General features: G+C 72.4%; 27 protein-coding genes. 14 read left to right on the top strand and 13 right to left on the bottom strand.

Going from position 1 to position 26,540, the window contains the following annotated elements; all coding sequences use genetic code 11:
• Window positions 1-57 precede the first annotated feature (57 nt).
• The 6 genes from SLP03_RS04490 to SLP03_RS04465 all read right to left on the bottom strand — a co-directional run bounded on the left by SLP03_RS04490 (window position 58) and on the right by SLP03_RS04465 (window position 5,689).
• Window positions 58-1,293, bottom strand: a complete 1,236-nt coding sequence (locus SLP03_RS04490) for an LCP family protein (RefSeq protein ID WP_319459221.1) — start codon at window positions 1,291-1,293, stop codon at window positions 58-60.
• 74 nt (window positions 1,294-1,367) lie between these two features.
• A complete protein-coding gene (locus tag SLP03_RS04485; RefSeq protein WP_319459220.1) occupies window positions 1,368-2,348 on the bottom strand; it encodes an NAD-dependent epimerase/dehydratase family protein in 981 nt (326 codons plus the stop codon).
• Between the two features lie 94 nt (window positions 2,349-2,442).
• Window positions 2,443-4,116, bottom strand: coding sequence for a cation acetate symporter (locus tag SLP03_RS04480; protein ID WP_319459219.1), 1,674 nt, complete (start codon window positions 4,114-4,116; stop codon window positions 2,443-2,445).
• Window positions 4,094-4,465, bottom strand: a complete 372-nt coding sequence (locus SLP03_RS04475; protein ID WP_319459218.1) for a DUF485 domain-containing protein — start codon at window positions 4,463-4,465, stop codon at window positions 4,094-4,096. Before SLP03_RS04475 ends, SLP03_RS04480 begins: the two co-directional genes overlap by 23 nt.
• 158 nt (window positions 4,466-4,623) lie before the next feature.
• Window positions 4,624-5,310 (bottom strand): flavin reductase family protein, encoded by a 687-nt coding sequence (locus SLP03_RS04470; protein WP_319459278.1) that lies wholly within the window; start codon window positions 5,308-5,310, stop codon window positions 4,624-4,626.
• Between the two features lie 256 nt (window positions 5,311-5,566).
• The gene (locus SLP03_RS04465; protein ID WP_319459217.1) at window positions 5,567-5,689 is read right to left on the bottom strand and encodes a hypothetical protein; all 123 of its coding nucleotides are present in this window, start codon (window positions 5,687-5,689) and stop codon (window positions 5,567-5,569) included.
• A 196-nt stretch (window positions 5,690-5,885) separates the two neighbouring features.
• Between SLP03_RS04465 and SLP03_RS04460 the strand changes: the two genes are divergently transcribed.
• From SLP03_RS04460 to SLP03_RS04450, 3 genes are read left to right on the top strand one after another with little or no spacing between them, the layout of a single operon-like run.
• Window positions 5,886-6,671: a helix-turn-helix transcriptional regulator gene (locus SLP03_RS04460; RefSeq protein WP_319459216.1), complete on the top strand. Its 786-nt coding sequence runs from the start codon at window positions 5,886-5,888 to the stop codon at window positions 6,669-6,671.
• Window positions 6,668-6,865 carry a DUF397 domain-containing protein gene (locus SLP03_RS04455; protein WP_319459215.1) on the top strand — a complete coding sequence of 66 codons (198 nt, stop codon included), beginning with the start codon at window positions 6,668-6,670 and terminating at the stop codon, window positions 6,863-6,865. The genes SLP03_RS04460 and SLP03_RS04455 overlap by 4 nt, the downstream gene beginning before the upstream one ends.
• A 49-nt stretch (window positions 6,866-6,914) precedes the next feature.
• A complete protein-coding gene (locus tag SLP03_RS04450) occupies window positions 6,915-7,649 on the top strand; it encodes an aminoglycoside phosphotransferase family protein (protein WP_319459214.1) in 735 nt (244 codons plus the stop codon).
• A 10-nt stretch (window positions 7,650-7,659) separates the two neighbouring features.
• On the opposite strand, the gene SLP03_RS04445 is transcribed toward SLP03_RS04450, so the two are convergent.
• Both SLP03_RS04445 and SLP03_RS04440 read right to left on the bottom strand, forming a co-directional pair.
• Window positions 7,660-9,411 (bottom strand): ABC transporter permease, encoded by a 1,752-nt coding sequence (locus SLP03_RS04445; RefSeq protein ID WP_319459213.1) that lies wholly within the window; start codon window positions 9,409-9,411, stop codon window positions 7,660-7,662.
• Window positions 9,396-10,160 carry an ABC transporter ATP-binding protein gene (locus SLP03_RS04440; RefSeq protein ID WP_319459212.1) on the bottom strand — a complete coding sequence of 255 codons (765 nt, stop codon included), beginning with the start codon at window positions 10,158-10,160 and terminating at the stop codon, window positions 9,396-9,398. Before SLP03_RS04440 ends, SLP03_RS04445 begins: the two co-directional genes overlap by 16 nt.
• 196 nt (window positions 10,161-10,356) lie before the next feature.
• Between SLP03_RS04440 and SLP03_RS04435 the strand changes: the two genes are divergently transcribed.
• Window positions 10,357-10,701 (top strand): VOC family protein, encoded by a 345-nt coding sequence (locus tag SLP03_RS04435; RefSeq protein WP_319459211.1) that lies wholly within the window; start codon window positions 10,357-10,359, stop codon window positions 10,699-10,701.
• Between the two features lie 85 nt (window positions 10,702-10,786).
• On the opposite strand, the gene SLP03_RS04430 is transcribed toward SLP03_RS04435, so the two are convergent.
• Genes SLP03_RS04430 through SLP03_RS04420 form a run of 3 tightly spaced genes read right to left on the bottom strand, consistent with a single transcriptional unit; the run spans window position 10,787 to window position 13,563 of the window.
• On the bottom strand, window positions 10,787-12,427 hold the full coding sequence (locus tag SLP03_RS04430; protein ID WP_319459210.1) for a cation acetate symporter: 1,641 nt from the start codon (window positions 12,425-12,427) through the stop codon (window positions 10,787-10,789).
• Window position 12,428: 1 nt separating this feature from the next.
• Window positions 12,429-12,875: a hypothetical protein gene (locus SLP03_RS04425; RefSeq protein WP_319459209.1), complete on the bottom strand. Its 447-nt coding sequence runs from the start codon at window positions 12,873-12,875 to the stop codon at window positions 12,429-12,431.
• Window positions 12,876-12,906: 31 nt separating this feature from the next.
• Window positions 12,907-13,563, bottom strand: coding sequence for a DUF4173 domain-containing protein (locus tag SLP03_RS04420; protein ID WP_319459208.1), 657 nt, complete (start codon window positions 13,561-13,563; stop codon window positions 12,907-12,909).
• Here SLP03_RS04420 and SLP03_RS04415 point away from each other — a divergent pair.
• Complete coding sequence (locus tag SLP03_RS04415) at window positions 13,553-13,768, top strand: hypothetical protein (RefSeq protein WP_319459207.1); 216 nt, start codon at window positions 13,553-13,555, stop codon at window positions 13,766-13,768. The two genes, SLP03_RS04420 and SLP03_RS04415, sit on opposite strands and share 11 nt — an antisense overlap.
• A 95-nt stretch (window positions 13,769-13,863) precedes the next feature.
• On the opposite strand, the gene SLP03_RS04410 is transcribed toward SLP03_RS04415, so the two are convergent.
• Window positions 13,864-14,526, bottom strand: a complete 663-nt coding sequence (locus SLP03_RS04410; protein ID WP_319459206.1) for a DUF5701 family protein — start codon at window positions 14,524-14,526, stop codon at window positions 13,864-13,866.
• A 106-nt stretch (window positions 14,527-14,632) separates the two neighbouring features.
• Between SLP03_RS04410 and SLP03_RS04405 the strand changes: the two genes are divergently transcribed.
• The 9 genes from SLP03_RS04405 to SLP03_RS04365 all read left to right on the top strand — a co-directional run bounded on the left by SLP03_RS04405 (window position 14,633) and on the right by SLP03_RS04365 (window position 25,698).
• On the top strand, window positions 14,633-15,373 hold the full coding sequence (locus tag SLP03_RS04405; RefSeq protein WP_319459205.1) for a prepilin peptidase: 741 nt from the start codon (window positions 14,633-14,635) through the stop codon (window positions 15,371-15,373).
• Between the two features lie 456 nt (window positions 15,374-15,829).
• Window positions 15,830-16,186 carry a TadE/TadG family type IV pilus assembly protein gene (locus SLP03_RS04400; RefSeq protein WP_319459204.1) on the top strand — a complete coding sequence of 119 codons (357 nt, stop codon included), beginning with the start codon at window positions 15,830-15,832 and terminating at the stop codon, window positions 16,184-16,186.
• On the top strand, window positions 16,177-17,271 hold the full coding sequence (locus SLP03_RS04395) for a Tad domain-containing protein (RefSeq protein WP_319459203.1): 1,095 nt from the start codon (window positions 16,177-16,179) through the stop codon (window positions 17,269-17,271). The genes SLP03_RS04400 and SLP03_RS04395 overlap by 10 nt, the downstream gene beginning before the upstream one ends.
• Before the next feature lie 33 nt (window positions 17,272-17,304).
• The gene (locus tag SLP03_RS04390) at window positions 17,305-18,096 is read left to right on the top strand and encodes a Flp pilus assembly protein CpaB (RefSeq protein WP_319459202.1); all 792 of its coding nucleotides are present in this window, start codon (window positions 17,305-17,307) and stop codon (window positions 18,094-18,096) included.
• Window positions 18,093-19,259: an AAA family ATPase gene (locus tag SLP03_RS04385; protein WP_319459201.1), complete on the top strand. Its 1,167-nt coding sequence runs from the start codon at window positions 18,093-18,095 to the stop codon at window positions 19,257-19,259. The genes SLP03_RS04390 and SLP03_RS04385 overlap by 4 nt, the downstream gene beginning before the upstream one ends.
• Window positions 19,256-20,626: a CpaF family protein gene (locus SLP03_RS04380; protein WP_319459200.1), complete on the top strand. Its 1,371-nt coding sequence runs from the start codon at window positions 19,256-19,258 to the stop codon at window positions 20,624-20,626. Before SLP03_RS04385 ends, SLP03_RS04380 begins: the two co-directional genes overlap by 4 nt.
• Window positions 20,623-22,524, top strand: a complete 1,902-nt coding sequence (locus SLP03_RS04375; protein ID WP_319459199.1) for a type II secretion system F family protein — start codon at window positions 20,623-20,625, stop codon at window positions 22,522-22,524. Before SLP03_RS04380 ends, SLP03_RS04375 begins: the two co-directional genes overlap by 4 nt.
• Window positions 22,525-22,527: 3 nt before the next feature.
• Complete coding sequence (locus SLP03_RS04370) at window positions 22,528-23,439, top strand: type II secretion system F family protein (protein ID WP_319459198.1); 912 nt, start codon at window positions 22,528-22,530, stop codon at window positions 23,437-23,439.
• 108 nt (window positions 23,440-23,547) lie between these two features.
• Entirely contained in the window at window positions 23,548-25,698 is a 2,151-nt protein-coding gene (locus SLP03_RS04365; RefSeq protein ID WP_319459197.1) for a protein kinase domain-containing protein, read from the top strand.
• Between the two features lie 22 nt (window positions 25,699-25,720).
• Here SLP03_RS04365 and SLP03_RS04360 read toward each other — a convergent pair whose 3' ends face one another.
• Window positions 25,721-26,482, bottom strand: coding sequence for a LytTR family DNA-binding domain-containing protein (locus tag SLP03_RS04360; protein WP_319459196.1), 762 nt, complete (start codon window positions 26,480-26,482; stop codon window positions 25,721-25,723).
• Between the last annotated feature and the right edge of the window lie 58 nt (window positions 26,483-26,540).

The following is a 26,540-nucleotide window of genomic DNA, read 5'->3' as shown; positions in this document are numbered from 1 at the left end:
GGCTTGCCGTGGACGAGCCTTGACCGCCGACCGATTGGGTGTTCCGGAGAGTGGGCGTCAGCCGCCGTTCCCCGTGCCACCGCCGTCCTGGTTGGCCTTCACCCAGTCCGCCACGGTGTCCGCCGACATCGCCTTGTACAACGCGAGGGCCTTCTCCCGGTCGGAGACCACCACCGACTCGCCGTTGATCGTCTGGCTGCCCACATTGGGGCTGGTGATGAAGGTCAGGTTCTCGCCGCGCAGGCTGCGGAACTGCACCGCCATGTCGACAAGCGAGAATCCCTGGTCGACGGTGGCCGCGTCGGTGACCGACTTGAGGAAATCGTTAAGCTTCCTGGGGTTGGTCAATGTGCCGGTGCTCGCGGCCTTGTCCATCAGCGCCCGGAGGAATTCCTGCTGGTGGCGCATCCGGGCGAAGTCCCCCGCGGGGAACTGCTTGCGCTGCCGGATCCAGTCAAGCGCCTCGGCGCCGTCCATGTGGTTCACGCCCTTGGTGAACGTCCGGTACGGCTTGTGGATCGAGGTGATGGTCCGCTCGACCTTCAGGTCCACCCCGCCGAGCGCGTCGGTGACCTCCTTGAAGCCGGCGAAGTCGATCGCCATGACGTGGTCGATCCGCACGTCGCTGAAGCACTCCACCGTCTTCACCGCGAGCGGCAGGCCACCGAACGCGAACGCCGCGTTGACCTTCGCGCGCTGGCCGGAGTCGCAGTCCGCGCCCGCGTTCTCCGGGATCCGCACGTAGAGGTCGCGCGGGATGGAGACCAGGTAGGCCCGCTTGTGGTCGGCCGGGATGTGCATCACGATCAGCGTGTCCGCCCGCCACTTGCCGGCGCTCTCCAGCGGGGCGTCCGGGTCCCGGGAGTCGCTGCCGACCAGCAGGATGTTCAGCGCGCCGTCGACCGTCTTGGTGGGCCGGCCCCCGGTGATCTGGGAAAACGGATCGGTCCGGGCCAGGTCGTTGTTGAGGTTGCGGGCGTAGAACCAGGCGCCGGCGCCGCCGAGCAGCGCGAGCACCAGCACCGAGATGCCGGCCACCAGACCGATCCGGCCCCAGCGCGGGCGCGGGCCGCGCCGCCCCGATCCGCCGGCGCCGCCCGGGCCGGAGGGGCCGTCCGGCCCGGCGGGGCCGCCCGGGCCGCCGGGGCGCGGCTCCTCGTGGGACGGGTACCACTGGGTTTCGGTGGCGCGGGCGCGCCCGGCGGGGCCCCGGCCGGAGCCGGGGACCTGGGCGCGACCCGCGCTCCGGAGCAGGTACGGGAGCGGGACGCCAACAGAGGTGGTCGCTGACATGTAACCGAGGGTAGGTCGGACGGTCCAGTACCGCCCTCAGGTGATGCCCGGTGTCAGCGTTCTTCCAGTCGGCGTCAGTACCCTAGCCGCTCGCGGAAATACTCGATCGTGCGTCGCAGGCCGTCTTCGGGCGCCACGGCTGGCTCGTATCCGAGCAGCTTCCGGGCGAGGGTGAGGTCCGGCCGGCGCATCTCCGGGTCGTCCGCGCTGCGGGTGATGTAGCTCACCTCGGAGCTGCTTCCGGAGAGTGACACGATCAGTTCGGCCAGTTGCCGCATCGACAGCTCGTGCTCGGTGCCGCAGTTGATCGGGCCCGTCTCGGTGGAGTCGAGCAGCAGCAGGATGCCGCGCACCAGGTCGTCCACGTAGCAGATCGAGCGGGTCTGGTTGCCGGTGCCGTGCACGGTGATCGGCTCGCCGCGCAGCGCCTGGGAGATGAAGGTCGGGATGGCCCGGCCGTCGTCCGGGCGCATCCGCGGGCCGTACGTGTTGAAGATCCGGACGATCGCGGTGTCCAGGCCCCGGCTGCGGTGGTACGCCATGGTGGCCGCCTCCGAGAAGCGCTTCGCCTCGTCGTAGACGCTGCGTACGCCGATCGGGTTGACGTTGCCCCAGTACGTCTCGCGCTGCGGGTGCTCCTTCGGGTCCCCGTACGCCTCGGAGGTCGAGGCCATCAGGAACCGGGCGCCGTCGGCGGTGGCCCGCTCCAGCAGGTGCAGGGTGCCCACCGAGCCGACCCGCAGGATCTCCACCGGCAGCTTCTCGAAGTCGGTGGGGCTGGCCGGGGAGGCCATGTGCAGGATCGCGTCGAACCGCTCGGCCAGCGCCGGGTGGTCGGTCGGCAGCCCCTCGGAGATGTCCGCCTCGACCAGGGTGAACGTCGGCTCCTCGAACAGGTGGGCGACGTTGTCCTTGGAACCCGTGACGAAGTTGTCCAGCACCACGACGGTGCAGCCACGGGCGATGAGGGCGTCGACCAGGTGGGACGGCACGAAGCCGGCGCCGCCGGTGACGAGGATTCGGTGTCCGGGTCCGAAGCGGGGCTCTACCTTCATGCCGGCCAGCCTACTCAGCGTGCCTTTCGGCCGAGGGTGCGGCATACGGCGAGGGGCCCCGCCGGCTCGGCGGGGCCCCTCGTCTCGTCGAGCGTCAGTGGGCGCCCGCGCCGGTGAGGGCGCGCACCTCCAGCTCCGCGTACTTCTCCTCGTCGTGCTCCTTGGAGATCAGCGTGCCGATCCAGCCGCAGAGGAAACCGAACGGGATGGAGATGAGGCCCGGGTTGGACAGCGGGAACCAGTGCCAGTCGTGCTTGGGGAACATGGCCGTCGGCGATCCGGAGACCACCGGGGAGAAGAAGACCAGCACCACGGCGGCGAGCAGGCCACCGTAGATCGCCCAGACCGCGCCCGAGGTGTTGAACCGGCGCCAGAACAGGCTGTAGAGGATCGCCGGCAGGTTGCCCGAGGCGGCCACCGCGAAGGCCAGCGCCACCAGGAACGCCACGTTCAGGCTCTGCGCGAAGATCGACAACGCGATGGCGATCGCGCCGATGACCAGGGCGGAGAACCGGGCAACGGTGACCTCCTGCCGCTCGGAGGCCTGGCCGTTCTTGATGACGTTGGCGTAGAAGTCGTGCGCCAGGCTGGACGACGAGGCCAGGGTCAACCCGGCGACCACCGCCAGGATGGTGGCGAAGGCGACCGCCGCGATGATCGCCAGGAGCGTCGCGCCGCCGAGGCTGCCGCCGAAGAAGTCCTTGCCCAGCGCCTCGGCGAGCTGCGGAGCGGCGGTGTTGCCCGCCTTGTCCTGCGCGGTGATCGCCGTGCCGCCGACCAGGGCCGCCGCGCCGAAGCCGAGGGCGAGGGTGAGCAGGTAGAACGAGCCGATGATGCCGATCGCCCAGAGCACGCTCTTGCGGGCCGCCTTCGCGGTCGGCACGGTGTAGAACCGGATCAGGATGTGCGGCAGGCCGGCGGTGCCGAGCACCAATGCGATGCCGAGCGAGAGCAGATCGATCTTGTTGTAGAAGGTCTGCAGCCCATCGCCGGGCACCTCCTTGCAGTACCGCAGGCACGGTTCGAGGAACGCGTTCCCCTTGCCGGACGCCGCCGCGGCGTCGCCGAGCAGCGACGACAGGTTGAACTTGTACTTCGCCAGCACCAGCAGGGTCATCACCACGGCGCCGGTCATCAGCAGGAACGCCTTGACGATCTGGACGTACGTGGTGCCCTTCATGCCGCCCACGGTGACGTAGATGATCATCAGGGCGCCGACCATGATGATCGTGGCCACCTTGGCGGTGTCCGCGTCCATGCCGAGGAACGTCGTGCCCGGCTTGATGCCGAGCAGCAGTGCGACCAGCGCGCCCGCGCCGACCATCTGGGCCAGCAGATAGAAGATCGAGACCGTGATGGTGGAGACCGCCGCCGCCGTCCGCACCGGCCGCTGCCGCATCCGGAACGCCAGCACGTCCGCCATCGTGTACCGGCCGGAGTTGCGCAGCAGCTCCGCCACCAGCAGCAACGCCACCAGCCAGGCGACCAGGAAGCCGATGGAGTAGAGGAAGCCGTCGTAGCCGTAGAGGGCGATGATCCCGGCGATGCCCAGGAAGGACGCGGCCGACATGTAGTCTCCGCCGATCGCCATGCCGTTCTGGAAGCCGGAGAAGGAGCGACCGCCCGCGTAGAAGTCGGTGGCGGTCTTGGTCTGCCGGCTGGCCCAGATGGTGATGGCCAGCGTGATCGCCACGAAGATCAGGAACAGCGTGATGGTGAGGTTCCGGGCGGTGGTGCTGCCCGCCTCAGCCGCGAGAACCGTGCTCATGGGTCACCTCCCCGATCTCGGCGCGGATCCGGTCGGCGACCGGGTCGATCCGCCGGTCGGCGAACCGCGAGTAGAGCCAGGCGATGACGAACGTCGAGACGAACTGGAGCAGGCCGAAGACGAGGGCGACGTTGATGTGGCTGCCGAAGAGCTTCGTGCCCATGAAGCCCCGCGCGTAGGCGGAGAGGATGACGTAGAGCGCGTACCACAGGAAGAACGCGACGGTCATCGGGAAGACGAAGCCGCGCAGCGCGCGTCGCAACCCGGCGAACTCGTCCGACCGCTGTACGGCGAGGTACCGCTCTGCGGCGGATTCGGCCGGCGCAGACGCGGGTGTGTCCGTGGACATCTGTGGATCACCACCTTCACAGGCGTGGGGAGTTTCGCGCACGGTAAGGAGCGCGCTCCCCACCCGGGAAGGCCGAGATCGGCATCGGTCATCGGCTGCGCCGAACGGTGGGCCGGCTGCGCCGAGTGACCTAGGTCACTTCGCCGAGCGGTCGCCGCTCAGTCGGTCAGCTCCCGGTACCGGCCCCGGTAGTGCAGCAGCGGGGCGGTCTCCTCCACCAGGTCGACCGCCTCGATGGTGGCCTCGACCAGCAGTCCCCAGCCGTACTCCCGGGCGGTGTCGAGCCGGCAGCCGGCCCATCCGCCGCCGTCCGCGGGGATCGGACCGTAGGGGGTGTCGGTCCACGAGCCGGTGGCGAAGAGGCCACCGGGGGACGGGAAGAGGCCGGCGAACCGGTCGGCGAGCTGCCGGTGCGGCGGGCCCAGCGGGCAGACCGCGAAGCGACCCGCCTCCTCGACCGCCGCCCACAGGTCCGACTCCGGGTCGATCAGCCCGAGCAGCCGGTCCGGCTCGCCCTCGGCGACCAGGGTGGACGAGACGGTCAGCCCGGCCGGCCCCGGCGCGGTCCAGAGGGTGACCGGGGCGGCGAGCCGCCCGCGCAGCCGGCGTACCGGTGAACGCTGCCCGGCCGGCACGGCGAACGGGTCGGTGTGGTGGATCTCGGCACCCGGCTCATGATTCACGTGAAACATTGTGCCGCCCCGGGCCCGCGCCCAACCGAGGAAGCGGTCGTGCAGGTCGGCGGGGCGGGCCTGCCCGTTGAGCTGGGCGAGCTGATCGCCGGCCTCCGCCATCAGCAGGCCCAGGTAGACCAGCAGGGCGGTCCGGTCGTCCCGGTACTCCACGAGGAGCGCGAGCCGGGCCGGCTGGCACGGCCAGGGCGCACCGCAGGCCCGGCAGCGCCAGAGCGGCCGCATCGGCGCGTGCGGCACGTACCGGCTCACCGCGCGGCCCCTGCGGCGTCGGGTGCCGGCGCTTGCCTGCCGCCGGGCGGACGCCGGCGTGTCGGAGAGCGATATACCTGAGCGTCAGGTTCATGCCTGTCAGGTATATCGACCGGAACGATGTTCGCTGCCGGGCCGCGACCCGCGGGGGCGGGGGTCACCACCGGCCGCCGTTCGCCCGCCAGGCCTGCGCCGCGGGCGGCGGCGTGATTCTGCGGTACGACCTTCCGCGGTACGACCGCGCGGCGGCGTTCCTGCGGCGGCGGAACAGGGTGAACATCGGGGCCTCCTCCGGTCGGAAGGGGCCGCCCCGGATCGGGGGAATGACCGGGGCGGCCCGACGCAGGACCGGCCACCGGGTCGTCGCCTCCACCGGCCGGGCCGCGTGCCTCCACCCTGGACTCGACGGCGCGGACAGGGGAGGATGCCAGGGCTTACTACGCAGCGCGGTCCCGTACTTACCGGAGAGGTACGGGATGAACGTCGAGATGTGGATCCGGGCGCTCAAGGCCGCCCGGGCCGGCGCGGACGTCTCGCAGGAGGGGCTGGCGGCCCTGATCAAGTGGAGTCCGTCCACCGTGGCGGCGATCGAGACCGGCCGCCGCCGACCGACGATGGAGTTCGCCGTCGCCGCCGACCACGCCCTCGGCACCGGCGGCCTCCTCGCGGAACTGTTGACGGCGGCCGACCGGCAGCGATTGCCCACCTGGTTCGTCCCGTGGCGGACCCACGAGCAGCAGGCCACCCGGCTCTGCGAATTCGAGCCCTGCCTGGTGCCCGGTCTGCTCCAGACGGAGAATTATGCGAGGGCGGTCATCTCAGCGGGTGGGCTGCATCCCGTGGCTACGGTTGACGAGTTGGTCGCCGTGCGGTTGGAGCGGCAGCAGCTGTTCCTTCGTGACGAACCACCCTTGTGCGTCTTCGTCCTCGATGAGGGGGCGCTACGCCGACCGGTCGGTGGGCCAGCCGTGCTCGACGCACAACTCGGTCGCCTGATGGAGCTGGCAGCGCTGCCGGCTGTGCGCCTGCACGTGATCCCTCTCGATGCCGGCGCACATGTCGGCCTCATCGGTGGGTTTCTGCTCGCTGAACTTCCCGATGGAGAACGGGTGACCTACGTGGAGGATGTCGCGCGCGGACACGTGATCGATGACCCCGAAGTCGTCCGGTTGATCGACCGCAAGTGGGATAGCCTGCTGGGCGAAGCGCTGTCCACCAGCGCTTCGCTGGATCTGATCCGGAAGCTGAAGGTGACGCCATGACCATCACCGAGCCGCGTTGGCGAACCTCGACGAGGTCAGGTGACACTGGTGGCGCCTGCGTCGAGGTGGCGGACAACCTGCCCGGGGTGGTGCTGGTCCGGGACAGCAAGGACCGCTTCGGCCCCACCCTCACCTTCACCCCGGACGCCTGGCACTGCTTCCTCCATCTGGTTGCCGCACGTCGGGCTGAATGAGGGCCTCGCTGGCGTGCTCCACACTCACGAGCTGACGTACGCCGGATCTGTGCTGACCAAGCGGTACACCTCGTGGCACCGCGGAGAGCACCTGCGTGAATGGGCCGTGCTGCGGCATGTCCACCGTCACGAGCCTGAGCTGGTGCCACGGCCGCTGGCAGCCGACCTCGACGCGCGACCGCCCAGCGTCGCCATGTCGCGGCTGCCCGGCGCGCCGTTGGGCGGAACCCTCACCGACGCACAGCGATGCGCCCTCGCCACGGCTATCGACATGCTCTGGTCCGTACCCTGTGCCCCCTCGCCGGAGATCGGGCCATGGACAGACGACCTCGGCTTCGCGCGGCGGCTGACCGACGGCCCGCGACCGGTCGGCGGGATGACAGCCGTGGCATACGATGCCGCTCAAGCATGGTGGGACGGCCCTGACCCCGCGCTGTTGCGGCAGCAGCCAGACGTGACAGTGCTCGGACATCGCGATCCCAATCTGGCCAACTACCTCTGGGACGGCAGACGCGTACGCATTGTCGACTTCGAGGACAGCGCCGTCTCCGACCCGGCCACGGAACTGGCGATCTTCGCTGAGCACCTGTCGACGCGCGCCGTCGACGCTGGCGAATTCTGCGCATCCTTCGAGGTCGACCAGCAGCGGCTGCGAGCGGGCCGCCGGCTGTGGGCCATGTTCTGGCTACGCCTGCTGCTGCCCGGTGGACCGGCTGCCCGACGGAACCCGCCGGGCTCTGCCGACACCCAGGCCCGGCGGCTCCTGACTCTGCTGCGGAGCTGAGCACCCGGCGTCAGCGGCGGGGGGTGACGGCGGCCAGCAGTTCCGGCTGGCGGCGGTCCAGCACGTGACCGGCCAGGTACGACCCGAGCAGCGCCGCGCCCAGCCCGTACGCCAGGCCGACCGGCAGGGCCAGCCAGAGCCAGACGTCGCCGAGCAGCGCCGCGGCCACCACCATCGGCACCGCCGCGGCCGCCGAGGCGACCATGGACAGCAGGGTGAGGAGACTCTTCGCCATCCCGGCGCCGGTGTTCATCGCGAACGGGTTGCTCGTCTCCGGCAGCGCGTACCCACCGAGCACCGAGACGAACGCGTTGATCGCCAGCCCGCTGCCGTACGCGGCGAGCAGCGCGCCGGCCATCACGCCCAGCCAGGCCGGGTGCCCGAGCAGCGTGGCGAGGACGACCGCGACGATGCCCAGGAGCGGCACCACGTAGAGCGAGAACGCGGTCATCCGGGCCCGCAGCTCCAGCCGCCCGAGTACGCCGGCCACCACGTTCGCCGCGTACGCGCTGCCGTCGAAGCCGAACTGGTTGGCCAGGGTGACCGAGGCGAGCACCCCGACGAAGAGCATCGAGAGGCTGACCAGCACGGGGGACGTGTCGCCAGTGGTGGAGAAGCCCTCCTCGGCGCTGGCGGAGAAGCCGGCACCACCCAGGTTGACCATCACCGGCACGAAGATGCCGACCACCGCGATGGTGATCAGGTTGGCCCGGCGTCGGGCGTCCCGCCACCAGTAGCGGCACTCCCGGGCGACCAGCGCCCCGAACCGGTCCCGCGGGGCCCAGCCGACGGCGCGCGGGAAGAGTTGGGCGACCGCCCCGCCGACCGTGCCCCGCCGGCCACGGGCCCGAACGAACGGACCGCGCCGGTCGCGGGCCCGAACGAACGGACCGCGCCGGTCGCGGGCCGGGCCGGCGCTGGCCGCGCCGACCATCGCCGACTCCAGCGACCGCGACCACCACAGAAGCAGCGCGCCGATCGTCAGCGCGGTGATCAGCAGCTTGACCGGGGCCGCCCACACCCGTCCCTCGGCCACGTCGATGCCGGCGGTCCACGGTGCCCCGAAGGGGGTCCAGCCGATCACCCGGGCCACCCCGGTCAGCCGGTCCCAGTCGGCCTGGCGGACCGCCGCCAGCACCACGATCTGCAGCGGTCCGAGCAGGGCGGCGACCACTGCCAGCAGCACGGCGGCCAGGTCGCGTACCCGGCGGGAGCGGAGCATGGTGGCGAAGGCGCTGGTCACCGCGCGGGCCGCCGCCACGCAGAGCAGCAGTCCGGCGACCACCCCGACGACCGCGACCAGGCCGGCCGACCAGCCGCCCAGCGCGCCGGCGGTGACCACCAGCCCGGACACCGCCACCAGCGTGGCCAGCACGGGCACGCTGACCAGGGCGGCCGCGTACAGGCCGGTGACCAGGGTGCGGCGGCTCAGCGGCAGCAGCGCGAACCGGGCCGGGTCGAGGGTCTCGTCCACGCCGAAGAAGACCAGCGGCAGCAGCAGCCAGCCGAGCACCAGCAGGCCCCCGCCGAAACCGGCGACCATCGGCGCGTACCGGGGCTCGCCGGCCAAGCCGGGCGCCGCCAGCACGACGAAGCCGCCGGCGGCGAACCAGAGCCCGACCAGCGCGCCGACCACGAAAAGCGCGATCCGCCAGCCCTGGCCACGGAAGTTGTTGCCGAGCACCCGCAGCTTCAGCCGGACGAAGTGCCGGGCGGAGACCCGCCGGGCCGGCGCGACGGGCGGGGTCACCGCGACAGCCACGACAGCTCCTCGCCCGTCGCGGTCCGCCCGCCGACCACCTCGACGAAGACCTCCTCCAGCGGCCGGTCGCCGCGCACCTGCTCAAGCGTGCCGACCCGCTTGATGGTCCCGTCGGCGAGGATCGCCACGTGCGAGCAGATCCGCTCGACCACCTCCATCACGTGGCTGGAGAAGACCACCGTGCCGCCGCCGGTGACGTACCGGTGCAGGATGTCGCGGATCAGCGCGGCCGACACCGGGTCGACCGCCTCGAACGGCTCGTCCAGCACCAGCAGCCGCGGGCCGTGCAGCAGCGCGCAGGCCAGGCCGATCTTCTTCTTCATGCCGGCCGAGTAGTCCACCACCAGGGTCCGGCCGGCGTCGGTCAGCGCCAGCACGTCGAGCAGCTCCGCCGCCCGCTGCTCGACCACCGCCGGGTCCATGCCGCGCAGCAGACCGTGGTACGCCAGCAGCTCCGCCCCGCTGAGCCGGTCGAAGAGCCGTACGCCGTCCGGCATCACGCCGAGCAGGCCCTTGGCGCGGACCGGGTCGGCCCAGACGTCGTACCCGAGCACCCGGGCCTGGCCGGCGTCGGGCCGCAGCAGGCCGACGGCCATGGAGAGGGTCGTGGTCTTGCCCGCGCCGTTCGGGCCGAGCAGCCCGTAGAAGGAGCCGGCCGGGACGTCCAGGTCGACGCCGGCGACCGCCACCTTGGTGTCGAACCGCTTCGCCAGGCCGCGCAGCGCGAGCGCGGGGTGCTCTTGGGTCATGCCCCGAACGTTAGTCGGCCGACGCCCGTGATCTCTCCCGCGGCCCGGGCCACCGCCGCCAGCTGTGGGCGCTGCTCCTCGAGCCGCTCCGCGAGCCAGTTCTGCTCGTCAACCGTTACCTTTCCTCCCCGCCGTCCCTCAGCACTGTGAAGGACCGGAGCGGTCCGAGGTGACACCTCGAGTGGAGGAGCGACGCGTGACGTCAGGCATGAAGACCATCATCTATCCGGTCCGCGACCTGGAGCGGGCGAAGGCGCTGTACGGCCGGCTGCTGGGCGTCGAGCCGGTCGTGGACGAGCCGTACTACGTCGGGTTCGCCCTGGCCGGGCAGGACGTCGGCCTGGACCCGAACGGCTACGGCCAGGGCATGACCGGGCCGGTGGCGTACTGGCACGTGGACGACATCGAGGGGAGCCTGAAGGAGCTCCTCGACGCCGGGGCGGAGAAGGTGCAGACGGTCAAGGACGTCGGCGCCGGCAAGCTGATCGCCTCCGTACGCGACGCGGACGGCAACGTGGTCGGCCTGATCCAGGCGCCCTGACGGGCACCGGATCTCGTCGGGCGTCACCGCCCCCCGGCGCCCGACGAGATCCGGGAGAATCGGCCCTGCCCGGAGGCGCCCCGGCTCAGAGGCGCAGCGCTTCGGGGGTGTGCAGGCGCAGCATCGTCGCGCCGACGTCGGGGGGCAGCCGGCGGCGGGTGGCGAGGGACACCGCCACCATCACGGTGAACGCCAGCGGCACGGTCCACGCCGCCGGCTGGGTGGTCAGCGTCGCCGGCCAGCCGCTCAGCGGCGGGCCGAGCACCGTGAGCAGCACGGCGCCGACCGCCGCGCCGCCGCCGACCAGCACCCCGGCCACCGCGCCCAGATCGGTCAGCCCCCGCCACCAGATGCCCAGCACCAGCAGCGGGCAGAAGCTCGACGCGGCCACCGCGAAGGCCAGCCCGACCACCTGGGAGACGTCCAGCCCGGAGACGTTCAAAGCGAGCACCGCCGGCACTGCGCCGGCGATCACCGTGGCCAGCCGGAAGCCGCGTACCGAGCCCCGGCCGAGCACGTCCGTGGAGATCACCCCGGCGACGCTGGTGAGCAGCCCGGACGAGGTGGAGAGGAAGGCCGCGAACGCCCCGGCGGAGACCAGCGCGGCGAGCAGCCGCCCGGTCAGGCCGTCGCCGAGCGCCGCCCCGGGCAGCAGCACCACCACCGCGTCGGTCTGCCCGGTGACCAGCAGCTGCGGCGTGTAGATCCGGCCCAGCACGCCGTAGATGGTGGGCAGCAGGTAGAAGACCCCGACCAGGGCGAGCACCACCAGCGTGGTGCGGCGGGCCGCCGCGCCGTCCGGGTTGGTGTAGAAGCGCACCAGGACGTGCGGCAGCCCCATGGTCCCGAGGAAGGTGGCCAGGATCAGCGAGTACGTCGCGAAGAGCCCCCGGTCGTCGTTCCCGACGGTGTCCGGCAGCAGCCAGTCGGCCGCTTCGGTGGCGGTGCCGGAGACCTCCGGCACCGGGTCGCCGGCCGCGAAGTCGATGCGGTCGCCGGGGCGTACCTCCCGGACGTCGCCGCCGGGGAGGGTGAGGGTCGCGCGGTGCTCGACCACGACGGTGGTCGCGGTCCGGAACGCCGGCCCGTCGGGCGGGGTCACCGCCGGGCGGGCGTCGGCCTGCCACTGCAGTGCCAGGAAGATCGCCGGTACGGCCAGCGCGGTCAGCTTCAGCCAGTACTGGAAGGCCTGCACGAAGGTGATCGCCCGCATCCCGCCGAGGGCCACGTTCGCGGTGACCACCACCGCGACCAGCAGCGCGCCCACCGGGTACGGCGAGCCGGCCACCGTGGCCAGGGTCAGGCCGGCGCCCTGCAACTGCGGCACCAGGTAGAGCCAGCCGATGAAGATCACGAAGATGGTGGCGAGCTTCCGCAGCCGGCGGGACCCGAGCCGCAGCTCGCAGAAGTCGGGCAGGGTGAACGCCCCGGACCGGCGCAGCGGGGCGGCCACGAAGAGCAGCAGCGCCAGGTAGCCGGCGGCGAATCCCACCGGGTACCAGAGCACGTCCACGCCGTACTTGAGGATCAGCCCGGCCACGCCCAGGAAACTCGCCGCCGAGAGGTACTCCCCGCCGATCGCGGCGGCGTTCCAGGTCGGGCTGATCGCCCGGGAGGCGACCAGGAAGTCGGAGGTGGTCCGGGCCAGCCGCAGCCCGTAGAAGCCGATCCCGACAGTGACCAGGGTGACCGCCACGATCGCCGGCACGACGAAGCTGTTGCCCACCTCAGCGCTCCGGCCGCTGGACCAGGTCGGTGAAGTCCTGCTCGTTCCGCTCGGCCAGCCGCACGTACGCCCAGCCGACGCCGATCAGGAACGGGAACGAGGCCACCCCGAGCAGCAGCCACGGCAGGTTGACCCCGAGGATCGTCACCCGGCCGACCGAGGGCGCGATGGCGAAGAGCCAGGGCAGCCCGCCGAGGGCGATCAGCACCACCAGGCTCAGCCGCAGCGCCAGCGCGAGCTGGGCCCGGACCAGGCCCTGGACCAGCGCCTCACCGACCCGGGTCTGCTCCGCCAGCTCGGCACGGGTCCGCCCGGACCGGTCTTTCCGGCGGGACACCTCGGCCAGCACGATCCGGGTCCGCCGGGGCGGCTCGGGGGCGCGCGGGGCCGGCACCGGGACGGCCTCGGCGGGCCGTCCCCGCCCGTCGTGCTCCGCCGGACCGGTCATCCCCGGCAGTCTCGCCCGCTCAGTGGGAATGTCAAGGGCATGCCATCGCGCCGGCCCCGGCCGGATCCGGGCCGAGCACCGCGCGGGCCTGCGTCCGGCCCACGTTCGCGGCCCGCCACCCGTCCTCGGGGAGCTGCGCGGCGATCTCCCGCAACGCGCACGAGCGCATCGGCTCGGGCAGCCGGTCCAGCGCCGGTACGGCGTCCGCCGAGAGCCCGGACAGGTAGTCCACGTCCAGCCGGTCGATGCGCTGCCACCGGTCGACGTTCCAGTCCGCGATCAGCCGGTCCGGGTTGACCACCGCGAGCCCGAGCAGGGCGACCACGGCCGCGCCCAGCACCAGCCGGGGCAGCCGCCCGCTCCGGAGCCGGACCGCGGCCACCCCGACCAGCACGAAGAGCAGCCCGAGCCAGAGCTCCGCGGTCGCCACCACCAGGCGCAGCCGGGTCGCCCCGTACGCGTCGGTGTAGACCCGCATCCGGTACAGCGCCGATGCCACGACCACCAGGCTCAGCGCGGTCAGCCCGCCGACCAGCAGCCGGATCAGCACCCGGTCCGCCCGGGTACGCCGGGGCGCCCAGCGCATCGCGCCGGCGATCACCAGGAGGGTCAGCGCGGAGACCGCGAGCAGTTGCCAGAAGCCGCCCCGGGCGTACTCGGCGTAGGTCAGCCCGGCCGTGCGCAGCACGTGGGCGGAACCGCCGAACAGCACCGCGGTCGAGGACGACGAGATCGTGCTGCCCGGCCCGGAACCGGTCGACGGCGCTCGGGCCGTCCCCGGCGATATCCACCGTGAAGCCCTCCGCAGGCAGGCGGGCGGCGACCGACTCGGCGATGGTTCGTTCGTCCTCGACCCCCAGTACCCGGCGTTCCTTCATGGCGTCCGACTGTAGGGACCAGCCGTGGAGATCGGTGGCTCGCCTTGTGAACAACCTGTGGAGAACGCCTCACTCCTGTGGATAACCCGGTGGAGCGCCGACGCCGTGGCTCACTCCAGCCCGAGCCGGACCGGGTGGGCGGTGGCGGAGCCGAGCCAGGTGTGCGGGTTGCCGTACCAGCACCAGCCGAGCTTCGGCGCGCCCTGGCTGATCCAGAGCGCCGGCACCCGCTTGTCGCCGCAGCGGGACCCGACCAGCGAGAAGCACTTGTTCTTCTCCAGCGCCGCCGGGTGCTGCGTGATGAAGGCGATCCCCTCGTCGATGGTGAGCGGCAGCCGGTCCTGGGCGGCCATCCCCTCCACCGCCGAGGAGGGCGCCAGGTTGCGGAACTCCTCGCCCCGGTCGACGTCGAAGAGCAGGTACGCCGGCCCGGCCGGCACCTCCAGCTCCTTGATCGGGTCGAAGCGGGCGAGGTCGCCCTCGGCGAAGTGCCGATCGACGAAGCCCGGCTTGCGCCCGCCGGCCAGCGCCGTCAGCGCGAGCCGCTGCTCGACCGGGATCAGCTCACGGGTGACGACCAACAGGAACGGCACCCGTGCCGCGGTGGGCGGCGCCAACTGCGCAGCGCGGGCGACGGCCGCCTCGCGCAGCGGCATGACCAGGTCGCTGAACTGCCCGGCGGACATCCCGGCGAGCCCGGGATAGTCCATGTCCATCAGGGTGCCGACCTGGCGGTCGAACTCGGCGGCGACATCGAACGGGGATCCGGTCACGGACCACCTCCACTCACTCGTACTGTCTACCGTACAGCGTACGCTAAGCTCTCGTATTCCCGTCCGGCTATTTCAATGCCGCATTCCGGTTGGCTACCATGCGCCGGTGCTGCTCCCCCTCGTGGCCGCCGCCACCCTCGCCGGCGCCTGTTGGGGGCTGGTACTGCCCGGGCTGGTCAACCGGTACGCCGTCGATTGGCCGGACGGCAGCCCGCGGCCGCCGTGGCGACGGGGGTGCGCGCACTGCGGTGCCGCGCGGGCCGGCTGGCGGCGGTCGTCCGGTGCCTGCGCCGCCTGCGGTCGTCGGCCCACCCCCGGTCCGTGGATCACCGTCCCGCTCGCGGCCGGGGTCTGTGCCGCCATGGCCGCCGCCGTCGGTGCGACTCCTGTGCTCCCGGCATTCCTGCTGCTCGCCGCGGCCGCCGTCCCGTTGGCGCTGGTCGACCTGAAGGTGCTTCGGCTGCCCGACCCGCTGGTCGGAACCGCCCTCGTCGGCGGGGTGCTGCTCCTGGTCGTCGCCTCGGTCGTCGAGCGGGACGCGGGCGCCCTGCTCCGCGCCGGTCTCGCCGCGCTGGCCTGTGGTATCGGATATGCGACATTGGCCATCCTGCCCGGATCGCAGCTGGGATTCGGCGACGTCAAGCTGGCAGCGGTGCTCGGTCTCTACCTCGGCTGGCTGGGGTGGTTCGCCGTCGTGGCCGGCGTGCTGCTCGCCCCGCTGCTCAACCTTCCGCTGGTGATTTCCCTGGTCATCGCGGGTCGGGCCGGTCGCAAGACCGCCGTTCCGTACGGCCCCGCGATGCTCGCCGCGGCGATCGCGGCGACCGTCCTGGCTGTACTGCGGTAGCCCGACCGGCCATGGTCGCCTCCGCCGTCCGCTGCCATCCAGTCTGGACTTTTCCGACGATCATCCGGTGACACCTCGGCCTGCGGCGTCATTGACGCATGTCCTTGTAGCGGGGAAAACTCGGCTCGTTCCTTGCTCGGCGTCAACCGTGCGGTCACAGACCGCGATCCCTCCCCTGGAGCGTTGTTCAATGAACGATGTCATCTTCCGGATCATGGCCTGGGCCAAGAGCCGCGACCGCGGCGCCAGTGCCGTCGAGTACGCCCTCATCCTCGCCCTCATCGTCAGTCTCCTCGTCGCTGGACTCGGCCTCATCGGTCTCCGCGTTTCGGGTCAACTCAGCGGGGCGTGTACCAGGCTCGGGGTTACCTGCTAGCAATGCGATGGCATACGGGTGTCCGGTCGGCCGGATCGGCCGACGGGAAGCTCGCCGCTCGCGCCGGTCACAGGGGTCGCGTGGGTGACCGAGGGGCGGCGGCGGTCGAGATGGCACTCGTGCTGCCCCTGCTGCTGGTGCTGATCTTCGGGATCATCGACTTCGGACGGATGCTCAACCAGCAGATCGCCCTGACTGAGGCGGCCCGGGACGCAGCCCGGGTCGCCTCCTTCGGCGGCGACCCGTCCGCGCGCGCCAGCCGCATCGCAGGCGACGACGTGAAGGTCAAGGTCAACGGCACCTGCTCCGGCCCGGGACGGGACGCGCAGGTCAAGGTCACCAACGACTTCAGCTTCGTGACGCCGATCGGCCTGCTCGGCGGCGGCTTCGACGGCAAGGTCACGCTCACCGGCAAGGGACTCATGCCGTGCCAGTGATCCGTCGCCTGCGGGCCCGGCTCACCGCCGATGGCGCGGACCGCGGTGCGGTGGCGCTGACCGTCGGGCTGCTCCTCGGGTCCGGGGTGCTCCTCGGCATGGCCGCCCTGGTGGTCGACGTGGGCAACCTGTACGTCGAACGCGGTCAGCTGCAGAACGGCGCGGACGCCGCCGCCGCACGCGTGGGCCAGATCTGCGCCACGAACCTCAAAGCCTGCTCCGCGCCCGCCGTGACCGAGCTGCAGGACGTGACCGACCGGTACGCCGAGGAGAACGCGAACGACGGCGCCGCCGCCACCACCGTCTGCGGCCGCGGCGGCGACCTCCCGGCCTGTCCGCCCTGGCAGGACCGGCTCACCGACTGTGTCGGACCGCCGCCGCAGTCCGGCAGCTATGTCGAGGTGCACAGCAGCACTCTGGGTGATGACGGCTCGACCGTGCTCCCGCCGGTCTTCGCGCAGGCGGTGGTGGGCGGCTACCAGGGTGCGCAGGTGGGCGCCTGCTCCCGGGTCGCGTGGGGGGCGCCGAAGAGGGCGGCCACCCTGGCGATGACCATCTCGGCCTGCGACTGGAACCGGTACACCGGCAACGGCGCCGCCTTTTCGCCGATCGAGCGGTCCTTCCCGGTGTACGACGAGAAGGCCTCCACCACCTGCGCCCCGGCGAGCGGTCCGGACGGCGGCCCGGGTGGCTTCCGGTTCCTGGAGGACGCGGACGACGACTGCCGGGTCAACTCCTTGCTCGGCAAGGATCGCAGGGTCTACACCGGCGCGAGCTGGCCCGTGAACTGCAAAGGCCAATCCCTGGCCGACCTGGCCGCGGCGAAGCGGCCGGTACTGGTGCCCGTCTTCGGCGCGATCTCCGGCGGCGGCGGCAACGCCCAGTACACCGTCTCCGGCTTCGCGGCGTTCGTGGTCACCGGCTTGCACCTGCCCGGCCTGGACGTCCCCTCCGCCGAGCGGCCCACCTGCGACGACGGCGAAAAGGTGTGTGTCTACGGCTACTTCACGCAGACGGTCGTGCCCGGCGGCGGTGCGATCGGCGGACCGGACCTGGGCGCGCGGGTCGTCGCTCCCATCGGCTGACATGAAACACAGGAGAAGGTAGGACCCCCACTCATGGCCCGACGCATCATCCCGGTGCTCATCTCCGTCGTCCTGGCGGCGGTGGGCACCGGCGCCGTCATGCTGTATCTGCGTTCGGTCGACGACCGTGCCCTGGCGGGGAAGCGGGCGCGCACGGTGCTGGTCGCGGACAAGTCCATCCCGGCCGGGACGTCCGCGAAGGCGCTGCGGACCAAGGGGTACCTCCGCCAGGTGCGTATGCCGGTGGAGACGCTGCCCGAGGACGCGCTGGAGCAGGTGAGCGGCAGCCTTGAGGCCCTGGTCACCACCGCCCCGGTGCAGCGCGGCCAGCTCCTGCTGCGGGCCATGCTCGGCACCGCGGTGACGAACGGCAACGGGCTGGCGATCCCCGACGGCCAGATGGCGGTCACGGCCCGGGTGAGGTCCACCGTGTTCGGCCCGGCCTCCCTGCGCGCCGGCACCCGGGTGGCCATTTTCTACACGTACACCCCGGTCGACGAGCGGAAGCGGGACGTGGTGTCGGGGGCGGGCCTGGAGAAGGGCCGCGACATCAACAGCGTGACCCGGCTGCTGATGACCGACGTCGAGGTGATCTCGGTGGGCCCGGTGCCCGCGCAGGACGGTGCCGTCGCGGCAGGTACGACCGGCGGCAGCGCCCAGGACGAACTGTCGGTCACCTTCGGGCTCAACCAGGTCGACGCGGAGCGGCTGGCCCACGCGGTCGCGATCGGCGGCGAGCTCAACGTCGGTGTGCTGGGCGACTCCTCGAACGTCAAGCCCGACTCGGGCGTGGACAACCGGTCGCTGTTCGGGTCGCCGAGATGACGATCCTCTTCGAACCCCACCGGCAGTGGAGCGCCCGCCTGGCCCCGCTGCTCGGCACCGGCGTGCAGACCACCAGCCGGCTCGAGGACGTGGAGCGGCTCCTCACCGATCAGCACCCCGACCCGTTGGTGCTCTTCGGCCCGAGCACCGACGCCGCGCTGGCGCTCGACTTCGCGGCCCGGCAGCGGCTCGTCCGCCCTGCCCTGGGCGTCCTCCTGCTGCGCGAGCGGCTGGATGTGGAAACCATGAGCCAGGCGCTCCGGGCGGGTGTACGCGACGTGGTCGAGGTCCGGGACATCGATGCCGTGCGGGCGGCCTGCGACCGTTCCCTGGAGGTCTCCCGGCACCTGCTCGGCGCCGGTACGGCCCGTGCCGCGGATGGGGCGCGGGTGGTGACCGTCTTCTCCGCCAAGGGCGGCTGCGGCAAGTCGACGCTGGCCACCAACCTGGCAGTGGCGCTGGCCGAGGGCGGTCAGCGACGGGTCTGCCTGGTCGACCTGGACCTCGCCTTCGGTGACGTCGGCATCATGCTGCAACTGGTGCCCGAGCGGAGCATCGCCGACGCGGTGAACGCCCGGGAGCGGATCGACCCCACCCTGGTACGGGCTCTGCTGACGTCGTACGCCCCGGGGATCGACGTGCTGCTCGCGCCGGTCGGGCCGACACACGCCGAGCGGATCGGGCGGGACGTCGTCGCCCAGGTGCTCGCCGCGGTCCGCGCGATGGCCGACTACGTCGTGGTGGACACGCCCGCCGCGTTCACCGAGGGGGTGCTCGCCGCGCTGGACGTCTCCGACTTCCACGTGCTGGTGGCGACCCCGGACGTCCCCGCGCTGAAGAACCTGCGGGTCGCCATGGACATGCTCGATCTCCTCGAACTGCGCAGGGAGGCCCGGTTCGTGGTGCTCAATCGCAGCGACGCCCGGGTCGGGTTGACCGGCGCCGACGTCGAGCGGGTGCTCCAGACCCCGACCGCGGTGCACATCCCGTCCAGCCGGGACGTGCCGGTGTCCATCAACCGGGGGGTGCCCATCATGGTGGAAAAGCCAAGCCATCCGGTCAGCCGGGCCATCCGTGGGCTGGCGCTGGAGCGGATCGCCGACGAGGCACCCCGCGCCGGACGCGGGCTGCGGGAATGGATCGGCCGGGTGGGCAGCCGATGAGCCTCACCGACCGGCTGACCCAGCGCCACCCGGGTGGCGGCGACAGTGGCCGGACCTCCCGCATCTCCGGCCCGAGCACCGGACCCACCGGCGGTGGGTCGGCCGCCACCCTGCGCCTGCGGATCCATCGCGAGCTCCTCGAGATCCTTGGCCCGCAGCTGTACGACAACCGCACCCCGGACGCCGTTTTGGAGAAGAAGGTCCGGGACACGATCAGCGAGGTGCTGGCCCGGAGTGACTCGCCGCTGGCCGTCGCCGACCCGGCGCGTATCTCGGCAGAGCTGATCGACGAGATCCTCGGCCACGGCCCGGTGGAACCGTTGCTGCGGGACCCGGACGTCACCGAGATCATGGTGAACGGGCCGGACCAGATCTTCGTGGAACGCTTCGGGCGTATCCACCAGGTCGAGGCGTCGTTCGTCGACGAGCACCACCTGCGGCGGGTCATCGACCGCATCGTCTCCCGGGTCGGCCGGCGGGTCGACGAGTCGAGCCCCATGGTGGACGCTCGGTTGCCCGACGGGAGCCGGGTGAACGTCGTCCTGCCGCCGGTGGCGCTCGACGGTTCGATGCTGACCATCCGCAAGTTCGCCCGCGAGGCGTTGACCGTGGACGACCTGATCGGCTTCGGCACCGTCACCCCGGAGGTGGCGCAGTTCCTGTACTCCTGCGTGCGCGGCCGGCTCGACATCGTGATCAGCGGCGGCACCGGCTCCGGCAAGACCACCACGCTCAACGTGCTCTCCGGTTTCCTGCCGCCCGAGGAGCGGATCGTCACCATCGAGGATGCGGCGGAGCTCCAGTTGCGCCAGAACCACGTGCTGCGGCTTGAGTCGAGGCCGCCGAACATCGAGGGGCGGGGCGAGATCACCGTACGGGACCTGGTCCGCAACGCGCTGCGGATGCGCCCGGACCGGATCGTCATCGGCGAGGTCCGCGACGGTGCCGCACTGGATCTGCTGCAGGCGATGAACACCGGGCACAACGGCTCCCTGACCACGGTGCACGCCAACAGCCCCCGCGACTCGGTCGCCCGGCTGGAGACCATGTCGCTGATGGCCGGCCTGGACCTGCCGATGCGCGCGATCCGGGAGCAGATCGCCTCGGCGGTGGACCTCGTGGTGCACCAGAGCCGGTTGCGGGACGGCAGCCGGCGGGTGACCCAGGTGACCGAGGTGCTCGGCATGGAGGGCGAGGTGGTGACCATGCAGGACCTGTTCGTCTTCGAGCACCGGGCCGGGCACGACGAGCATGGTCGGCACCTCGGCGCGTTGCGCTGGACCGGGCTGCGTCCGCGGCTGCTCGACACGCTCGCCGACGCCGGTGTCCCGGTGCCCGTCGGCCTGTTCGGCGCCGCGCCGTGGTGAGCCGACGGCTCGGGCTCGCCCTGCTGGCTGCCCTGACCGTCCTGCTGGGCCCGGCCGCTGCGGCGCGGGCCGCCGAGAGGCTGGCCGTGACGGTGGCCGAGGTGGCCCCGGACGAGGTGCGGCTCGTCGCGGACCTCCCGGGTGCCTCCGCCGCGAGGATCCCGCCGGTCACCGTCGCCCGGGACGGGTGGCTGCTCCCGTCCAGCGTGCAGGTCGGGCAGGTCGGCGCGGCGCGTACGGTCGTCGTGGTCCTCGACACCGGCGCCGCCATGGCCGGCGATCCCCTGCGGGCGGCACAGGCCGGCGTGCTCGCCTTCGCCGAGCGGGTGCCGGCGGACGTGGCCATCGGCCTGGTGGCCGCAGCCGGCGAGCCGGCGGTGCTGGTCCGTCCGACCCGCGACCGGGGTGAGCTGCGGGCGGCGCTGTCCGCCCTGCGCGCCACCGGCGACACCGCCGTGTACGCCGGGCTGCGCGCGGCGGCGCAGCTGGTGAAGGAGAGTTCGGACGCACGGCTGCTGGTGGTGGCCGGTGGCCGGGACAGCACTGCCGATCCGGCTCCGGCGGTGCGGGACCTCACCACTGCCGGCGTCCGGGTGGATCTGGTCGACCTGCGTGCCGGGAAGACGGGGCTGGCCGAGCTGCGGCAGCTCGTCACCGCCACCGGCGGCACCGTCGAGTCGGCGAGCCGCGTCGATGCGCTGAGCGGTGTGTTGCGGGCCGCCGCGGACAGGGTTTCGCTGCGGGTCACCATCACCGTGGCCGTCCCGCCGGAACTGGCCGGCACCACGGGCAGCCTCACGGTGACCGTCGGCGCCGGCGCGACGGCGGCCCGGGACACCGTTGCCGTCCAGTTCGCCGCGTCGACGGACCCAACCACCGCACCCTCGCCGGCCACTCCCGACCAGGTGCTCGCCCGTCTGCTGGCGCTGCGGCCGGGTCCGCTCGCGGTGCTGTTGTTTGGGGTCCTGCTGATCTCCAGCCTGCTCGTCGCATTCAGCTTGAGCGGATCGGTCCGGCAGCGCCGGCTGCGGCAGGTGGAGCAGTTCCGGTTGCCCACCGGGGGAGCGCGCGCCGACGGGCCGGACGTCCGGCCAGGGCTGAAGAGCGGCTTCGCGAGGTCCGCGCTCGGTGTGTCCGACCGGCTGACAGGGCCGCACGGCGGGCAGCGCGGTGAGCACGACGTGGCAGGCAACGACGTGCCCGCCCGTGCACGGGGGTGGACGCCGCGGGCCGGCACCGCCGTTGCCGGCGCTGTCCTGCTCGGACTGCTCGGGGGGGTGCTCGGAGTCCTGCTCGGGGCGGCGCTGGGTTGGCTGGCCCCCGGTCTCCACCGCCGAATGCGGGAGAGCCGCCGTCGGCAGTCCTTCGCCGACCAACTCCCGGACGCCCTGCAGCTGGTCGTCGGCTCGTTGCGGTCCGGGTTCTCGCTCGCGCAGGCGATCGACGCGGTGGTCCAGGACTCACCGCCGAGTCCGCTGACCGCCGAACTTGGTCGGGCCATGGCCGAGGGCCGCCTCGGGTCCGACCTGGACGATGCGTTGGAGCGGGTGGCGCGCCGGGTGGGGAACGACGACCTCGCCTGGGCGGTGATGGCAATCCGGATCCAGCGCGACACCGGTGGCAACCTGGCCGAGGTCCTGGAGACCACGGTGGAGACGCTGCGCGAGCGCGACCGGCTGCGCCGCCACGTCCGGGCGCTCTCCGCCGAGGGGCGGCTCTCGGCGTACGTGCTGATCGCGCTGCCGATTGTGATGGCTGTCTGGATGCTGCTGACCCGGCGCGACTACCTCAGCCCGCTGTGGACCACGCCGGTCGGGCTGATGATGCTGGTCGGCGCCGCGCTGCTGATGGTGGTCGGGATCTTCTGGATGGCGCGCTGGATCAAGGTCGAGGTGTGAGGCATGGACTCGATGCTGTTGCTGGCCGGCCTGGGCGCGCTGTTCCTGGCCCTGGTTCTGGCTCTGGTCACGGCCACCGGCGGGGCTGACCGGCGCGCTGTCGTCCGTACGCTGCGGGCGGCCGACCGGGGCTACCGCCTCCTCCCGCCGACTCCGCAGCCCGGCGGTCAGCCGCACGGGGCGCTGGCCGACCAGGCGCGGTCGGTCGGCCGGCGGCTCACCCCCGCCAGTGTGTTCGAGGGCCTGGGTCGCCGGTTGGATCAGGCGGGCAATCCGTCCTGGCTCGGCATGGACGCGGTGCTCGCGTACAAGGGGGTGCTGCTCGTCGCCGCCGCCGCCGCGGGGTTGCTGCTGGCCCTCGTCGTCGCCGGTCCGGTCGCCTCGGTGGTCTGGGCGGTGGCCGGCGCCGCCGCCGGCTTCTTTGCGCCGGACCTGCTCGTGCTGCACCTGGCCCAGGAACGGCAGCAGGAGATCCGGCGGACCCTGCCCGACATCATGGACACGCTGGTGGTGACGGTCGAGGCGGGCCTGGGGTTCGAGGCGGCCCTGGCACAGGTGGTCCGGAACGGCCGCGGGCCGATGGTCGGCGAGTTCGCCCGGGTGCTGCACGAGATGCAGATCGGCCGGCCCCGGGTGGACGCCCTGCGCGAGATGGCCGCCCGGACCAGCGTCAACGAGCTGAAGGCGTTCGCCTCGGCGGCCGTGCAGGCCACCACGCTGGGCATCCCGATGGCCAAGGTGCTGCGGCAACAGGCTGCCGAGATGCGCCTGCGCCGGCGCCAGCGGGCGGAGGAGCTCGCGCAGAAGGTGCCGGTGAAGATCCTCTTTCCGATGATCTTCTGCCTGTTTCCCGCCCTGTTCGTCGTCGTGATCGGACCGGGTGTGATCAGGCTGCTGGACGCCTTCCCTGGCTGACCACCAGCCACGCCCATGCCGGGAACCGTCCACCTCCTGCCGCGCTGACCTGCGAGGAAACGGATTTCCGACAGATGACGCCGGCACGGAGAGGGCAGACTGTGACCCGTGGGCGGCGAGGAGATCCTGGGGTACCGCTACCGGCTGGTCAACCAGATCGGCAAGGGCGGCATGGGCGTCGTCTGGCGCGGCTTCGACGAGGTCCTGGACCGGCAGGTGGCGGTGAAGGTGCTCGCCCTCCGGTTCGCGCATGACGCGGACTCCCGCCAGCGGGTGCTGGCCGAGGCCCGGGCTGCCGCCAGGCTGACCCACCCGCACATCGCCGCCGTCTACGACTACGGCGAGTCGATGACGGACGCCGGCAGCCGGGTGCCGTTCGTGGTCATGGAACTCCTGCAGGGTCGCTCGCTGCACGAGCGGCTGAAGCGCGGTCCGCTCCCCGTCGAGTCGGCGCTGCGCGGCTGCGCCGAGATCGCTTCGGCGCTCGCGTCCGCGCACGCGCACGGGGTGGTGCACCGCGACGTGAAGCCGGGCAACGTGATGCTCACCCCGGCCGGCGCCAAGGTGGTCGACTTCGGGCTGGCGGCGGTGGCCGGCCAGCGCGACCTGGACGGGGAGGGGGACGAGCTGCGCGGCACCCCGGAGTACGTGGCGCCGGAGCGGCTCTTCGGCGACCCCGTCGGTCCGGCCACCGACGTCTACGCGCTCGGGGTGATCCTCTACCGGTTGCTGGCCGGCCGGTTGCCATGGACGGTGAATTCGAACGCCGAGATGCTGGAGGCGCACGCCTTCGTCGAACCCGCCCCGCTGCCCCTGGTGCCCGGCCTGCCGCCGATCGTCCGCGACCTGGTGCACCGCTGCCTGCTCAAGAAGCCGGCCCAGCGTCCGGACAGCCACGAGGTCGCCGTCACCCTGGCGTACGCGGCCGGCGTCCAGGTTCCGCTGGACCGCCCGGCCGAGGACGATCCGAACGAGCTGGCCGGGTCGGAACCCTCGGCGGGGGAGGCGGAGAGCGGCGGCCTGGCCGGATCGGACCGGGCCAGGATCACCCTGTGGCCCGATCCGCTGTCCCTGCTGCCCGCCACCGGCCCCGCCGGTGAACCGTACGTGGCGCGGCTCGCCCGGCACCTCGACGGCTCGCTCGATCACGTCGCGCTCCGGCGGCAGGCCAGCGTGCTGCTGCGCGGCGTGGTGGGGTTCGACCTGGCGATCTGGGCCGTGCTGGATCCGACCACGTTGATGTGGGCGTCCTGCGTGGTGGACGGCGGCCCGCACGACGAGCAGTTCGAGCGCGAACTGTTCGCCAACGAGTACGGCCAGGAGGACGTCCTGCGGATCGTCGACCTGGCGGAGGGGCCCCGGGTGGGCACCCTCGGCGCCAGCACCCAGGGAGACCCGTCGGCCAGTTGGCGCTTCCGCAACCTGCTCCAGCCGCGCGGTCTCGGCGACGAACTGCGTCTGGCCTGCTACGACGGCGAGGGGACCTGGGGGACGTTGCTGCTCTACCGGGCCGGGGGCCGCTTCACCGACGCGGACATCGCGCAGCTCGCGCCCGCGAGCCGGCCGCTCGGGGTGGCACTGCACCGCAGCCTCGTCCGCGGAGACGCGCCCGCGGAGGCTCCGCCGCCGAACGAGACCGTTCCCGACCCGCCGGAGGAGCCGGCGGCCTCCCGGTGGCTCGGTCTACCGGGGCCGCGCAGGGGACGTGGCCGGCCGGCCGTCCGTCCGACGCCCGTGCCCGTGCCGCCCGCCCGGCGCCAGCCGCCGCTGGCGGGCTCGTTGACCCTCTCGCCCGACGGCCGGCTCTTCGACATGACCGAGGACGCCCGGCATCTGCTGAACACAACCGAGCTGGCCAAGGTGGGCGCGGCCGTCACCAGGGGACGGGCGTCGGGCGTGCTCGACCCGTCGGGCGTCCACCACGACGGCCGGTGGCTCGCCTTCCACGCGGTGCCGCAGGAGACGGCGGTGGCGGTCACCGTGCAGCGCATCCGGCCGCACCAGGTGAGCGACTTCGTCATCCTGGCGCTGGGGCTGGAACCCTGGCAGGGGCGGCTGCTCGGCGCCGTCGCCCGGGGGCGCAACACCCGCCAGATAGCCCAGGACCTGGGCATCTCCGCCTACGCCGTGCAGGACGGCATGATGTCGCTGTTCACGGCGTTCGGGGTCTCCGGCCGGGTCGAGCTGGTCAAGGCGCTCTTCTTCGACCACTACGTGCCCCTGCACGCGGCCGACGCCCGGGTGCCGGCGGTGGCCTGACCGACTCGCCGACCCCTACGGTTCAACGGCCCCAGTCCTGTTTCGCCGCTCGGACCAGCTTGTCCTTCAGCTCCCGGGTGTGCCGGCGGCTCACCGGCAGCTCGGCCCCGTCGATCACCACCACGTAGCCGGAGTTGACCAGGCGCAGCTCGGCGATCAGCTTCAACTGCACCAGATAGGACCGGTGGATCCGGACGAACCCGGCGTCCGCCCAGCGCTCCGCCAGGGTCGCCAGCGACACCCGGACCAGGTGCGAGCCGTCCGCGGTGTGCAGCCGGGCGTAGTCGCCCTGCGCCTCCACCCAGCGCACCGCCGAGCGGGGCAGCATCCGGGTCGTCCCGGCCAGCTCGATCGGGATGGTCGGGTCCTCCTCCGCCCGCGCGAGGGCCGCCGGATGCGACGGCACCACCCGCGAGCCGATCACCCGGCGCAGCGACTCGGCGAGCCGCTCGGCCCGGACCGGCTTTCGCACGTAGTCGGTGGCACCCAGGTCGAAGGCGTCCACCGCGCCGTCGTCGTACGCGGTGACGAAGACGATCGCCGGCGGCCGGGCGAACCGGCGCAACACCCGCGCCAGCTCCATCCCGTCCAGGCCGGGCATCCGGATGTCCAGGAAGACCACGTCCACGTCGCCGTCCCGGAGCACCCGCAGCGCCTCGGTCGCGTCCCCGGCCGTGTGCAGGCGGGCCACCCGAGGGTCGGCCCGCAGGTGGTACGCCAGCTCGTCCAGGGCCGGCGGCTCGTCGTCCACGGCCAGCACCCTCAGGAAACCCGATGCGTTCACCGCGCTGACCCCGTCGTTCGCTCGCTGCGCTCACTCACGAAGCCGGCCCGGTCGGTCC

This window comes from Micromonospora sp. RTP1Z1, from assembly GCF_033804685.1.
Lineage (GTDB): Bacteria > Actinomycetota > Actinomycetes > Mycobacteriales > Micromonosporaceae > Micromonospora.
Note: the sequence above shows the minus strand (reverse complement) of the source record. Positions and strands in the feature narration are given on the sequence as shown.

Coding starts and splice junctions, on each gene's coding strand:
- SLP03_RS04465 (WP_319459217.1), bottom strand. CDS start 5,689: ATGTTCACCCTGTTCCGCCGCCGCAGGAACGCCGCCGCGCGGTCGTAC.
- SLP03_RS04440 (WP_319459212.1), bottom strand. CDS start 10,160: ATGACCCAAGAGCACCCCGCGCTCGCGCTGCGCGGCCTGGCGAAGCGG.
- SLP03_RS04485 (WP_319459220.1), bottom strand. CDS start 2,348: ATGAAGGTAGAGCCCCGCTTCGGACCCGGACACCGAATCCTCGTCACC.
- SLP03_RS04425 (WP_319459209.1), bottom strand. CDS start 12,875: ATGACCGGTCCGGCGGAGCACGACGGGCGGGGACGGCCCGCCGAGGCC.
- SLP03_RS04385 (WP_319459201.1), top strand. CDS start 18,093: ATGACGATCCTCTTCGAACCCCACCGGCAGTGGAGCGCCCGCCTGGCC.
- SLP03_RS04460 (WP_319459216.1), top strand. CDS start 5,886: ATGAACGTCGAGATGTGGATCCGGGCGCTCAAGGCCGCCCGGGCCGGC.
- SLP03_RS04380 (WP_319459200.1), top strand. CDS start 19,256: ATGAGCCTCACCGACCGGCTGACCCAGCGCCACCCGGGTGGCGGCGAC.
- SLP03_RS04490 (WP_319459221.1), bottom strand. CDS start 1,293: ATGTCAGCGACCACCTCTGTTGGCGTCCCGCTCCCGTACCTGCTCCGG.
- SLP03_RS04455 (WP_319459215.1), top strand. CDS start 6,668: ATGACCATCACCGAGCCGCGTTGGCGAACCTCGACGAGGTCAGGTGAC.
- SLP03_RS04475 (WP_319459218.1), bottom strand. CDS start 4,465: ATGTCCACGGACACACCCGCGTCTGCGCCGGCCGAATCCGCCGCAGAG.
- SLP03_RS04370 (WP_319459198.1), top strand. CDS start 22,528: ATGGACTCGATGCTGTTGCTGGCCGGCCTGGGCGCGCTGTTCCTGGCC.
- SLP03_RS04390 (WP_319459202.1), top strand. CDS start 17,305: ATGGCCCGACGCATCATCCCGGTGCTCATCTCCGTCGTCCTGGCGGCG.
- SLP03_RS04480 (WP_319459219.1), bottom strand. CDS start 4,116: ATGAGCACGGTTCTCGCGGCTGAGGCGGGCAGCACCACCGCCCGGAAC.